The following is an 11,540-nucleotide window of genomic DNA, read 5'->3' as shown; positions in this document are numbered from 1 at the left end:
ACCGCAGGGAGACGGGGGCAGAGCCCCCTATTTCCGGTTGCAGTCGGGCGCCGAGCCCGGGTGGAAATCAATCAGTCACAGTCTGCGGCAGGTCGAAGATCTGGCCGGGATAGATCAGGTCAGGGTCGCGGATGCGGTCGCGGTTGGCCTCGTAGATGCGGACATATTGCATCCCGTCGCCGTAGCGCTGGCGAGAGATCCCCCAGAGCGTGTTGCCCGGCTGGATCGTCACGCTGCGCACCGGGCCTGCTCCCTCGGAGACCACCCGTTCCAGCACCGTGGCGCTCTCGCGCAGAAACGGGCTTTCGACTCGGGCGATGACCTGGCCGCGTTCGTTGATCTGGTCGACGCGCAACACGTAGGTGCCCTGGTCGACCTCGGGCAGTTGCACCCGCCAGCGGCCATCCTCGCGGATGCGCGAGGTGGTGACGGGGGTGTTGTCCAGGTAGATCCGCACGAAGGCCGCGGTCTTGCCCCGGCCCGAGAGCAGCACGTCGCCCTCGTCGTCATAGCTGATCGAGTCGAGTGCCACGTCGCCCGGCGCGATGGGCGCGGTCGACAGCGCCTCGATCCCGCGCGGCGAGGACAGCAGGACGGCGGGGGGCAGCGCAGTCGGCGGGGCGTCGCCCACGTCCGGTTCGGCCCGCGCGGTGATCACAGGGTCATCCCCGGCGCGCGGAGCGGCGGTTCCGGCAACGGGCACCGCGCCATCGGGGCTGGCTGGGTCGCGCGTGCTGGCGCGGGGCGCGGTCGGGTCCTGGCTGTCCACCGGCGCCTGCGTGCCCGGAAGGCCGCCGGGACGCGGCGGGGCGCCGGCGATGGCAGGCCCCGGATCGGTGCCCGGCAGAGGGCCGCGCTGGGGGGCGCCGTTCCACTTGGGCGCACCCAGCGGGTCGGGACCGGCGCCGACCTCGGGCTGCGGATCGACCCGGGCCAGCTGATCGCCCGGCGCGGGCGGCGCGCCCTCGGGATCGACGGGACCGGCATCGGGACCGGCGGTGGCCAGCGGGGCATCACCGGCAGGCGCATCCACGTCCGGTTCCTGTTCCAGGATCGGGCCGGTGGCCACGGGCGTTTTCGGCTGGCGTTCAGGCGTCAGGTCGGCGGCGGCCACCTGTCGCGGCGCGACGATGACCTCGCCCTCGGACAGGACGGTGCGTTCCTTGGCGGTCTGGCGCAGGGTGATCACGGCGCCTTGGTCCGGCGGCAGGTTGAGGAAGGTCGTGAATTTTCCGTCGCCACCGATCTTGAGCTTTTCGACCGGCTCGCCGTTCACGATCACCTCGAGCAGGGCGCCCGGTTCACCGCCGCCCGCGATCAGCGAAAAGCCGTCGGTTTCGGCCCGTACCACGTCAAAGCTGGGGCGGATCACTGCCTCGTCGCCATCCAGCAGCAGTTCCTGCACCGGCGCCGCGTCGGGATCGAAGAGCGGCAGGAGCGCACCTGCCGCCTCCGGTGCCTCGGGGTCGGGGGACTCGGCCTCGGGTCTGTCTGGATCGGGCCTGTCGGGATCGGGGGCCTCTGCCACGGGGGCGGCTGCGGCGACGGTTTCGTCGGGGGCATCGTCCGGGGCCGGACCGGGCACGGTCTGGTCCGGCGCGGGGCCATCGGGATCGACCGCTGCGATCGAGACATCCGGCGCCGCGGCCTCTGCCCCTTCGGCAGGGGTCGGGGCCGGCGCGTCCGGTGCCTCTGCCGGGACAGGAGCATCGGCGGTATCCAGCGGTGGCGCCACCGGATCGGTCTCCTCTGCCGGGTCAGCCGGATCCGGGCCATCCGCGGTTTCGACCGGGCGGGTTGCGGGATCGGGCTTGTCCACCGTGGCCGAGGGCGCAGGCACGGGATCGTCGCTCTTGACCGGGTCTGCGGACGGCTTGACAACTGTCGAGGCCGCCAGCGGCGTGTCGGGCGCGTCGACGCTGGGAACCGGCGGCGCATCCGGCGCGGCGACCACCGGATCGGGAGCCGGTCCATCGGGCGTTGCGCCCCAGGGCGGGTCGATCATGCCGGTGGCGACCATGACAGTCACCGCCCCGGCAGTGCCGGCGCCGGCGAGGGCCAAGTAGAGTGCGATCTTGCTCATGGCAGCCTTCCGAATGACAGCGCCTGCGGCCTCGGCCCCCCAGCGGGGCCACAGGATGGTTGAGCGTTTATAAACCACAGGCTACGAAGCGTCAAAAGTCGTTTTTTCTGCAAGCCTTGGAGCCTGAAATGTCCACCATGTCCATCTGCGTCTACTGCGGTTCCCGCAAGGGGGGAAATCCCGACTATGCGGCAGAGGCCACCGCCCTGGGCGAGGCGCTGGCGCAGGAAGGCTGGCGGCTGGTCTACGGCGCGGGCGACGTGGGCCTGATGGGGCTGATCGCGCGTGCCACGCAGGCCGCTGGCGGAGAGACTTTCGGCGTGATCCCCACCCATCTCCTGCAGCTGGAGGTCGGCAAGACCGATCTGACCAGTTTCGTCGTCACCGAGACCATGCACGAGCGCAAGAAGGTCATGCTGATGAACGCCGACGCGGTGGTGGTCATGCCCGGCGGCGCGGGGTCGCTGGACGAGTTCTTCGAGGTACTGACATGGCGCCAGCTGGGCCTGCATGCGAAACCCATCATATTGCTGGACGTGGCCGGCTACTGGGAACCGCTGAAGGCACTGATGCAGCATGTCGTGGACACCGGCTTTGCCGATCCCTCGTTGCTGGAATTCGTTCAGAGCGGCGGTTCGGCGGAGGATGTCATGACACTTCTGCGGCGCGCCCTGTCCTGAGCAAACCCCGCGACCGAGTAGATCGCCAGCGCGGCCCAGATCAGGCCGAAGGCGATGAGGTGGAAGGGGGTCAGCGGCTCTTTGAAGATGACCACGGCGCAGAGGAATTGCAGCGTCGGATTGAGGTATTGCAGCACGCCCAGCGTGGTCATGTTGACCCGCTGCGCCGCGGCCGAGAAGAGCACCAGCGGCAGCGCCGTCAGCAAGCCGGAAAAGACCAGCAGGCCCGAGGTATAAAGGTCATCGCCAAAGATCGCCTTGTCCTGCAGTTCCAGCACCGCAAGCCAGCCCAGGGCAAAGGGCGCCAGCAACAGCACCTCCCCCGTGACAGACACGACCGGACCGACGGAAAGCCGTTTCTTCACAATGCCGTAGATGCCGAATGTCGTGGCCAGGACCAGCGCGATCCAGGGGGCCGCCCCCAGCCCCCAGGTCAGCTGCGCCACCGCCAGCGTGGCCAGCCCCACGGCGACCCATTGCAGCGTCGACAGCCGTTCGCGCAGGACGACGACCCCAAGCAGGACAGCGACCAGCGGAAAGGTGTAATAGCCCAGCGAGGTTTCACGCACCTGGCCGATCTGCACCGAGAGGATAAAGAGGAACCAGTTGGCGGTGATCATCAGCGCCGCGATAGCGGTGATCAGCGCGGCCCTTGGCCGACCGACCGCGCCGCGCAGCTCTCGCAGTCGGCCCTGCACCGCCAGCAGCCCGGCAAAGACGATCAGCGACCAGAAGGTGCGATGCGCCAGGAGTTCCAGCGGCGGGACGTGCAGCAGCAGCTTGTAGTAGATCGGCGAAAGCCCCCAGATCGAACAGGCGCCGATCATCAGGAGGATGCCTTGGGTCTGGGGGGGCATGGTCGTCTCCGGTCAGTGCCCCTGCCCTACAGAGCCGCGCCGACCACTGCAAGCCGACGCGACGGCTGCTCAGCCACCTGCCCCGCCGCGCAGCCAGCGCCGCACCCGCCATGCCCCGAACAGCGCCGGGACCAGGGTGATCAGCCCGATGCAGAGAATCGTCAGCGGCAGCGCCCAGAGGTGTTCGAACAGGGGCAGCCTGACATTGCCCCTGGTCTCGGGATTGAACAGGATCTCGTGCCGCGATCCGATCTCGAACCCCCAGTTGGCCGAGGACTGTCCCAGGCTGGCCTCGGTCATCTCGCCCTCGCGGAATTCATAGCGGAAGACCGGGCCATAAACCGTATGGTTGCCCGCCCAGGGGGTCCAGTCCTCCCACTCGTAGACGCGCACCACCTCGCCGGTGGTGCGGTCCGCGCGCGACACGAAACTGACGCTGTCATAGGCCAGCAGCGCCGCCGTCGCCAGGAACAGCACCGGCGTCACGAAGATCAGCAGCCAGACCCGCCAGGACACCTGCCGCCGCCCGTCCGGATGCGTCCGCCACAAGAATTGCTGGCTCTGGTTCATCTGGACGATCAGGTTGCGCAGCATCGTGCCCCCCATGTCTGACCTGTCCCCGACCGTGCCGGACTGCCGTCCGGGCGATCCACGAAAGCCCCTGTCGTATCCATGAAAAAATAACCTTCCCGAAATGCTGCCGACGGCCCGGATGGACCCGGGATAACCTTACCATAGGGCGTCCTTGCGCCCTTGTGAATCGTGGGGTTCCGGCTTTGGCGGCGTCCGGCATGAGGATTGTCGCACGGTCCATATCCGCATAGCCTGTCAGGGCAAGACAGCGGGAGACCAGCGATATGGGGGCATTTGTCATCGGCCAGATGCAGATTCACAGTCGGGACTGGATGGAGGCCTATTTCGCCAAGATCCCGGCGGTTGTGGCCGCCCACTCGGGCGAATTCCTTGTCCGGGGTGGCGCACCGGAACACCTAGAGGGGGACAATCCCCTGCCCGACGCGGCCTTCATCCTCGCCTTTCCGGACCGTGACCATGCCAGGGCATTCTGGAATTCCGCCGAGTTCCAGGAGCTTGCCCGGCTGCGGCGCAGTGGATCGTCGCTGAACGCCGTGCTGGTGGACCGGCTTGCCTAGGATCACACGAAAAACGCCCCCGCAGCAATCTGCGAGGGCGTCTTTCTCATCCGGTCGGGGCGCGCACGGCCCCGCACATGGGATTACAGGCGCGAAGCCACGTTTTCCCAGTTCACCAGGTTGTCGAGGAAGTTGGTCAGGTAGGCCGGACGCTTGTTGCGGAAGTCGATGTAGTAGGAATGCTCCCACACGTCGCAACCCAAGAGCGCGGTCTGGCCAAAGCACAGCGGGTTCACGCCGTTCTCGGTCTTGGTGACCTTCAGGCCGCCGTCGGTGTCCTTGACCAGCCAGCACCAGCCCGAGCCGAACTGGCCCGCGCCCGCGGCGGAGAACTGCGACTTGAACTCGTCGACGGTGCCGAAGCTGTCCTTGATGGCCGCTTCCAGCTCGGACGGCATGGCGTTCGGGCCGGGGCCCATCATTTCCCAGAACTGCATGTGGTTCCAGTGCTGCGAGGCATTGTTGAAGATGCCCGACTGCGCCACGGCGCCCGCGTCATAGGTGCCCTTGACGATCTCTTCGAGGCTCTTGCCTTCCCACTCGGTGCCGGAGATCAGCTTGTTGCCGTTGTCGACATAGGCCTTGTGGTGGATGTCGTGGTGGTATTCCAGCGTCTCCTGGCTCATGCCCTGGCTGGCCAGTGCGTCGTGCGCATAGGGAAGATCGGGAAGTTCGAAAGACATGGTTCACCCCTTCGTGATGTGGCGGTTCATTGCCCCAATAGGTGTCCCCCTTCCCGCCGAAGGTCAACCCTGCCTCGGTCCCCAAAGGTGACTTCAAGGAGAAAGTTTTGTCGGCAAACAGTTTCCCGCCCTGTTGAAAAGCGGCCCCTTCCCACGGGGTTGCGCCGTCACGTTGACCTTTCCGCTGGCCTTGAGGAATGTCGCGCGATAATCCAGCAGCAGCCGCCGGTTCCCCGAGGCGCGCACTTCCAGCTCCCACGAGACGGTCACCCGCGAGCGGTTGTCCCGGATCAGCTGCCCTTCGACCGGAACGCCGTCGTTGAAAACCAGGATCGAGGCGTCAGAGACCACCACGCGATCGATGGCCCGGTCCAGCGCGATGAAGATCATCGGCTGAATCCACTGGCGTTCTGACGTGCCGTCGATCCGGCAATGATAGGCCATCTTTTCCGCCGCCGCGCCCCCGGAGAGGGCGGCCAGGAAGAAAGCGGACAGGATGAGGCGGCGCATGGCGGCTCCGTTTCGGGGTGGGCCCGGCCACTATCGGCAGAGCCGCCCGCCAAGGCAACCGCCCTGCCCGGTCAGCCGGCGTGAAACCCCACGAAGGCGTCGGGATCGGCGGCGGTGCAGAGCAGGTTGAACATGTACTCCGCAACCGAGCGGAAGCAGAAGACCTGCGCCGTGGTGTCGTCCACCAGCCAGACACCCGCAGCCACCTGCGCGAACCGGGTGCGGCGCAATTCGCCCACCGGCAGGGCGTCACGGGCAAAGTCCACCGGGGCCAGCTTGGCCAGCACGTCGCGCAGCTGCGTGCCGCGCAGCCGGAACATCGCCCTCATGTCCGAGACATTCTCGACCAGCGCGTGCTGCCCCTGCAGGGCCTCGGACAGTTGCGCGCAGGCGCGCGCGGCCTGTCGGTGGGGCACCAGCAGCAGCAGTTCGTCCGGCGACATCCAGAGCACCCCGCTTTCGCCCAGAACCTGCGCGCCGCGCATGTCGGGCATGAGCAGCCCGGTCAGGCTGGTAACGGCCTCTTGCAGGGATGCATCCGCCAGGTCCCCGCGCAGGGCGATCATGCCCTGCGGCCCGGTCTCGCGGACGTCCACCAGGCCCTCGTATTGTGCGCCGCCGAGCGGCAGAACCGGATCAGACATTCTGCTTCTCTCCTTCGGGGTCAAAGAACACCGGGCTGACGATCCTGGCGTCGACCACGGTCTCGCCATCGTCCTTGATGAATGGAATGATCTCTCCCATCCGGTCGGGGCCATTGTGGACTAGGCCCATCGCGATCCCCTTGCCCAGCGTCGGCGAGTGATAGGTCGAGGTCACCCGGCCCTGCGTGTTGCGCTGGCCGTTGGCGTTCTTGCCGGGCGCCACGGCATAGGCCCCATCCGGCAGGACAGAGCCGTCAACGGTTTCCAGCCCGACCAATTGCCAGCGGTTCGGATCGGCCATGTGGTTGCGGGTCTGCGCGCGCTTGCCCAGATAGTCTTCTTTCTTTTTCGAGATCGCCCAGTGCAGGCCCAGGTCCTGCGGGATCACCGTGCCGTCGGTCTCGTCCCCGATCATGATGAAGCCCTTCTCGGCCCGCATGACGTGCAGCGCCTCGGTGCCGTAAGGCGTGATGTTCCATTCCTTTCCGGCTTCGACGACGCGGTCCCAGAAGGCGCGGCCAAGGTTCGCGGGCACGGCGATCTCGTAGCTGAGTTCGCCCGAGAAGGAGATCCGGTAGACCCGCACGGGGAACCCCGCCAGCGTGCCGTCGGCCCAGGCCATGAAGGGCAGCATGTCCTTGCCGACATCCATGCCGCCCAGCTTTTCCAAGAGCTTGCGCGCGTTGGGGCCGACCACGGCGACCTGCGCGAATTGCTCGGTCACGTTGGCGGTATAGACTTTCCAGTCCCACCATTCGGTCTGCAGCCATTCCTCCATGTGGGCATGGATGCGGTCCGCGCCGCCGGTGGTGGTGTGGCAGAGGAAGGTGTCCTCGTCGATCCGTGCCACCACGCCGTCATCGGTCAGAAAGCCGTTTTCCGTGCACATCAGCCCATAGCGGCAGCGGCCCGGTTTCAGCGTGCTCATCATGTTGGTGTAAAGCATGTCGAGAAAGCGCCCCGCATCCGGCCCTTTCACGATGATCTTGCCAAGAGTCGAGGCATCGAGCAGGCCGAGGCTCTCGCGGGTGGCCAGCACCTCGCGGTGGACCGCGTCGTGCTTGCTCTCCCCCTGTTGCGGATAGCAGTAGGGGCGGCGCCAGTGGCCAACCGGCTCCCATGCGGCGCCGTGTTTCTCGTGCCAGGCGTGCATCGGCGTCTTGCGGATCGGCTGGAATATCTCGCCGCGCGCCTCACCCGCGATGGCCCCCATGCTGATGGGCGTATAGGGCGGGCGAAAGGTTGTGGTGCCCACCTGCGGGATCTCTTCACCCAGTGACGCAGAAAGGGTCGCCAGACCGTTGATGTTGCTAAGCTTCCCCTGATCCGTGGCCATGCCCAGGGTGGTATAGCGCTTGGTATGCTCGACGCTTTCATAGCCCTCGCGGGCGGCCAGCTGCACGTCCGAGACCTTGACGTCGTTCTGGTAGTCCAGCCACGACTTCATGCGCAGATCATCCCAGGCGTTTTCCGGCATCAGCCAGACGGGACGCAGCGGCGCTTCCTCTGCGCTCTCGCCCTTGGGAGGGGCAAAGCGGCGGGGTTTGCCGCCGGCGGCCTTGCTGGCGGTTTTTCCTGCCCTGTCAGCACCTTCCAGAACGCTCTTGAGGTCCATTTCGCCATTGGCGCTGCCCGTCACGGTGACGAAAGGCAGACCGTCGTGGCTGGTCGGGGCTCGTTCGGGATCGGGGCGGAAAAAGGCGCGCTCTTCGTCCCAGGTCAGCTTGCCACCGCAATGGGACCAGAGGTGTACCACCGGCGACCAGCCACCCGACATGGCCACGGCATCGCACTTGATCTCTTCCAGCATGGCGCCGCCGCCGGCCATCGCGCAAATCGCCACGCCAGTGACGCGCTTGCCGCCCTTGACCTTGGCGATGGCCCGGCCGGTTTCGACGCGGATGCCCAGCGATTTCGCCTCTTCCATCAGCGCGCCGCCGCCCATCTGGCGCGCGTCGATCACTGCCGGCACCTGCACCCCCGCCTGTTTCAGGGCGATGGCCGTGCGGTAGGCGTCGTCGTTATTGGTGACGACGACGGTCTTCTGGCCCGCAACGACGCCGTAGTTCACGAGGTAATCGCGCATGGCAGAGGCCAGCATGACGCCGGGAATGTCGTTTCCGGCAAAGCTCAGCGGCCGCTCGATGGCGCCGGTCGCGGTCACGATCTGTTTCGCGCGGATGCGCCACAACCGGTGGCGCGGGCCTTTCATGAAAGGCGCGTGATCGGTCAGACGCTCGTAGCCCAGCAGGTAGCCGTGGTCATAGACCCCTGCCCCCATGCTGCGGGTCCGCAGCGTCACATTTTCCATGCCTTCAAGGGCTTCTACGGTCCTGTTCACCCAGTCCCCGGGCGTCATCCCGTCGATCGAACCGCCATCCACCGGCGCACGCCCACCCCAATGGGCCGTCTGTTCCAGGACCAGCACCTTGGCGCCGGAGTCCGCCGCCGCCTTGGCCGCCTGCAGCCCGGCCACGCCGCCGCCGATCACGACGACATCAACGAAGGCATGGAAATGCTCGTAGGTGTCGGGGTCGCGGGTTTCCGGGTCCGGCGCGCGGCCCAGCCCCGCCGACTGGCGGATGAAGGGTTCGTACAGGTGCTTCCAGAAGGGGCGCGGGTGGATGAACATCTTGTAGTAGAAACCCGCCGTCAGGAAGCGCCCGAACAGCCCGTTCAGCGCGCCGATGTCATAGTCGAGCGAGGGCCAGTGGTTCTGCGACGTGGCCTGCAACCCGTTGAACAGCTCTGTCGTCGTGGCGCGCTGGTTGGGCTCATGCCTGTTGTCTCGCCCGAGATTGACCAGCGCGTTGGGTTCCTCGGCGCCGGAGGCGACCATGCCGCGCGGACGGTGATACTTGAAGCTGCGCCCCACCAGCATCTGGTCATTGGCCAGGAGAGCCGAGGCCAGCGTGTCGCCCTCGTGGCCCCGGAAGGTCTTGCCGTTGAAGGTGAACCGGATGTCGCTGCTGCGGTCGACCAGGCGGCCGCCTGTGGTGAGACGGGTGCTCATGTCTCAGGGCTCCACGCTGTGAGGACGATAAATTTTGGGGTATTTTTGCCAAGAAGAAACATCAGGACAGCTCTCTCCACGTCCAGCCGGGGCGTTTGGCGGTGATCGCGTCGCGGATCTTTTTCGGCGGCTCAGAGGTCTGGGCGGGATAGGTGCCGAAGACCTCCAGCGTCATGGTACAGCGCGCGGCGTGGAACCACTTGCCGCAGCCGTTGACGTGGCGCCAGCGTTCGAAATGCACGCCCTTGGGGTTTTCCCGCATGAAGAGGTAGGATTCGAAGTCCGCGTCCGAGGAACCGGGGCCGAAGCGTTTGAGATGCGCCTCGCCGCACGCGTGCAGTTCGGTTTCATCGGCTTGGACGCCGCAATAGGGGCATTTGAGGGTCAGCACTGGTTAGTTTCCTTGGAGAAAAAGCCGAAAGGTATTGTGTTGGCGCCGCTATTGTAGGTGACTAATCGGCCACAGCCCTGAGTCGACCTGTCAAGATATTGACGCACCGGCCCTTCCATAACAAAATATAGTGGCGAATTGGGATGGCGGCTTATCGTTGGAAACATACATTTTGCGCCCTGGCGGGGCGCCTTGCTAATCCTTGAGCGAATCAATGAGCAGGACCTGAAAGCATGAAACTCAACAACTATCTCCATAGCTTGAATTGGGATTTGTCTAAGACTCGGCAAGCGATTGCAGGCTTGGAACCCCTTTTTGAAGTCCGGGAAAGAACTGTTTTGGAAAAGGAGTCTGAGCTTCGGCAGGCATACGAGGAGTTGCGTGAAGTCAGCATTGCAATATCGACTTTGCGACAACACGAAGGAGAACTGCTTTCTGATATACTCGAAGGCTCGGATATTGGCGACTGGAGGCATTAGTGCGCCACCCCCGCCGCGACCGACTCATCAATGAATTTCCCCTCACCGAAGCGCCACATGGAGAATTCCTCGCACAAGGACGACTCTCCCCGCGCCATCAGTTCGGCAAAGCCCCAGCCCGAGCCGGGGATCGCCTTGAACCCGCCCGTGCCCCAGCCGGCGTTGATGAAACAGCCCTCCAGCGGGGTTTTCGACAGGATCGGAGAGCGGTCGCCGGTGACGTCCACGATCCCGCCCCATTGCCGCAGCATTTTCAGCCGCGAGACCATCGGGAAGGTCTCGACCAGGGCGCGCACGGTTTCCTCGATGTGGTGGAAACTGCCGCGCTGGGTATAGGCGTTGTGCCCGTCGGTGCCGCCGCCGATGACCATCTCACCCTTGTCGGATTGGCTCATGTAGCCGTGCACGGTGTTGGCCATGACGACGCAATCCATGATCGGCTTGATCGGCTCTGACACCAGCGCCTGCAGCGGCACGGATTCGATGGGCAGGCGAAAGCCCGCCCTGGCGGCCATGTCGCCCGAGTGTCCGGCCACGACGATGCCCAGCTTTTCACAGGAAATGTCGCCTTTTGTGGTCTGCACCCCGGTGACGCGCCCGCCCTCCTGGCGCACGCCCGTCACCTCGCATTTCTGGATGATGTCCATGCCCATTGCGGAACAGGCGCGGGCATAGCCCCAGGCCACGGCGTCGTGGCGCGCGGTGCCGGCGCGTTCCTGCCAGAGCGCCCCCAGCACGGGGTATCGCGGCCCGTCGAGGTTGATGATCGGCACGATCTCCTTGACCTCGCGCGGGGTGATGAAGCGCGTCTCGACCCCCTGCAGGGCGTTGGCATGGGCGGTGCGCAAATAGCCGCGCACCTCGTGCTCTGTCTGGGCCAGCATCATGACGCCGCGCGGGCTGAACATGACGTTATAGTTCAACTCCTGGCTCAGCGTCTCGTAGAGGCTGCGCGCCTTTTCATAGATCGCGGCAGAGGGATCCTGAAGATAGTTCGAGCGGATGATCGTGGTGTTGCGCCCGGTGTTGCCGCCGCCCAGCCAGCCCTT

At 65.7% G+C, this 11,540-nt stretch carries 12 protein-coding genes; 3 read left to right on the top strand and 9 right to left on the bottom strand.

Translation table 11 applies throughout. The features are described from left to right. Positions 1–67: 67 nt before the first annotated feature. Positions 68–2,083: a LysM peptidoglycan-binding domain-containing protein gene (locus tag PVW46_RS23310; RefSeq protein WP_069209587.1), complete on the bottom strand. Its 2,016-nt coding sequence runs from the start codon at positions 2,081–2,083 to the stop codon at positions 68–70. Positions 2,084–2,211: 128 nt separating this feature from the next. Here PVW46_RS23310 and PVW46_RS23305 point away from each other — a divergent pair, with 128 nt between their 5' ends. Further along, positions 2,212–2,763: an LOG family protein gene (locus PVW46_RS23305; RefSeq protein ID WP_043146451.1), complete on the top strand. Its 552-nt coding sequence runs from the start codon at positions 2,212–2,214 to the stop codon at positions 2,761–2,763. Here the strand turns inward: PVW46_RS23305 and rarD are convergent. Then, entirely contained in the window at positions 2,706–3,620 is a 915-nt protein-coding gene (gene rarD / locus PVW46_RS23300) for an EamA family transporter RarD (RefSeq protein WP_069209586.1), read from the bottom strand. The genes PVW46_RS23305 and rarD overlap by 58 nt on opposite strands. Positions 3,621–3,689: 69 nt before the next feature. Continuing rightward, positions 3,690–4,226, bottom strand: a complete 537-nt coding sequence (locus PVW46_RS23295; RefSeq protein WP_069209585.1) for a DUF3592 domain-containing protein — start codon at positions 4,224–4,226, stop codon at positions 3,690–3,692. A gap of 251 nt (positions 4,227–4,477) precedes the next feature. On the opposite strand from PVW46_RS23295, the gene PVW46_RS23290 reads away from it, so the two are divergent. Next, a complete protein-coding gene (locus PVW46_RS23290; protein ID WP_069209584.1) occupies positions 4,478–4,771 on the top strand; it encodes a DUF1330 domain-containing protein in 294 nt (97 codons plus the stop codon). Between the two features lie 83 nt (positions 4,772–4,854). On the opposite strand, the gene PVW46_RS23285 is transcribed toward PVW46_RS23290, so the two are convergent. The 5 genes from PVW46_RS23285 to PVW46_RS23265 form a co-directional block, all read right to left on the bottom strand. Then, on the bottom strand, positions 4,855–5,454 hold the full coding sequence (locus PVW46_RS23285; RefSeq protein WP_043146455.1) for a superoxide dismutase: 600 nt from the start codon (positions 5,452–5,454) through the stop codon (positions 4,855–4,857). A gap of 93 nt (positions 5,455–5,547) precedes the next feature. Then, positions 5,548–5,964: a hypothetical protein gene (locus tag PVW46_RS23280; RefSeq protein ID WP_043146456.1), complete on the bottom strand. Its 417-nt coding sequence runs from the start codon at positions 5,962–5,964 to the stop codon at positions 5,548–5,550. Positions 5,965–6,035: 71 nt separating this feature from the next. Continuing rightward, on the bottom strand, positions 6,036–6,608 hold the full coding sequence (locus tag PVW46_RS23275) for a sarcosine oxidase subunit gamma (protein WP_069209583.1): 573 nt from the start codon (positions 6,606–6,608) through the stop codon (positions 6,036–6,038). Further along, positions 6,601–9,621 carry a sarcosine oxidase subunit alpha family protein gene (locus PVW46_RS23270; RefSeq protein WP_069209582.1) on the bottom strand — a complete coding sequence of 1,007 codons (3,021 nt, stop codon included), beginning with the start codon at positions 9,619–9,621 and terminating at the stop codon, positions 6,601–6,603. The genes PVW46_RS23275 and PVW46_RS23270 overlap by 8 nt, the downstream gene beginning before the upstream one ends. 61 nt (positions 9,622–9,682) lie before the next feature. Beyond that, the gene (locus PVW46_RS23265) at positions 9,683–10,012 is read right to left on the bottom strand and encodes a sarcosine oxidase subunit delta (protein ID WP_069209581.1); all 330 of its coding nucleotides are present in this window, start codon (positions 10,010–10,012) and stop codon (positions 9,683–9,685) included. Between the two features lie 233 nt (positions 10,013–10,245). Here PVW46_RS23265 and PVW46_RS23260 point away from each other — a divergent pair, with 233 nt between their 5' ends. Next, positions 10,246–10,491, top strand: coding sequence for a hypothetical protein (locus tag PVW46_RS23260; protein WP_069209580.1), 246 nt, complete (start codon positions 10,246–10,248; stop codon positions 10,489–10,491). Here PVW46_RS23260 and PVW46_RS23255 read toward each other — a convergent pair. Further along, positions 10,488–11,540, bottom strand: a 1,053-nt coding sequence (locus PVW46_RS23255; RefSeq protein WP_274577926.1) for an FAD-dependent oxidoreductase, incomplete at its 5' end; no start/stop codon positions are given. The genes PVW46_RS23260 and PVW46_RS23255 overlap by 4 nt on opposite strands.

It is taken from the genome of Mameliella sp. AT18 (assembly GCF_028807275.1).
In the GTDB taxonomy this organism is placed as follows: domain Bacteria; phylum Pseudomonadota; class Alphaproteobacteria; order Rhodobacterales; family Rhodobacteraceae; genus Antarctobacter; species Antarctobacter albus.
The sequence above is the reverse complement of the archived record's forward strand: the minus strand, read 5'-3'. Positions and strand labels throughout refer to the sequence as shown.

What these genes read in the sequence shown, in the direction of transcription:
- PVW46_RS23310 (WP_069209587.1), bottom strand. Translation starts at nt 2,083, where the DNA reads ATGAGCAAGATCGCACTCTACTTGGCCCTCGCCGGCGCCGGCACTGCC.
- PVW46_RS23305 (WP_043146451.1), top strand. Translation starts at nt 2,212, where the DNA reads ATGTCCACCATGTCCATCTGCGTCTACTGCGGTTCCCGCAAGGGGGGA.
- rarD (WP_069209586.1), bottom strand. Translation starts at nt 3,620, where the DNA reads ATGCCCCCCCAGACCCAAGGCATCCTCCTGATGATCGGCGCCTGTTCG.
- PVW46_RS23295 (WP_069209585.1), bottom strand. Translation starts at nt 4,226, where the DNA reads ATGGGGGGCACGATGCTGCGCAACCTGATCGTCCAGATGAACCAGAGC.
- PVW46_RS23290 (WP_069209584.1), top strand. Translation starts at nt 4,478, where the DNA reads ATGGGGGCATTTGTCATCGGCCAGATGCAGATTCACAGTCGGGACTGG.
- PVW46_RS23285 (WP_043146455.1), bottom strand. Translation starts at nt 5,454, where the DNA reads ATGTCTTTCGAACTTCCCGATCTTCCCTATGCGCACGACGCACTGGCC.
- PVW46_RS23280 (WP_043146456.1), bottom strand. Translation starts at nt 5,964, where the DNA reads ATGCGCCGCCTCATCCTGTCCGCTTTCTTCCTGGCCGCCCTCTCCGGG.
- PVW46_RS23275 (WP_069209583.1), bottom strand. Translation starts at nt 6,608, where the DNA reads ATGTCTGATCCGGTTCTGCCGCTCGGCGGCGCACAATACGAGGGCCTG.
- PVW46_RS23270 (WP_069209582.1), bottom strand. Translation starts at nt 9,621, where the DNA reads ATGAGCACCCGTCTCACCACAGGCGGCCGCCTGGTCGACCGCAGCAGC.
- PVW46_RS23260 (WP_069209580.1), top strand. Translation starts at nt 10,246, where the DNA reads ATGAAACTCAACAACTATCTCCATAGCTTGAATTGGGATTTGTCTAAG.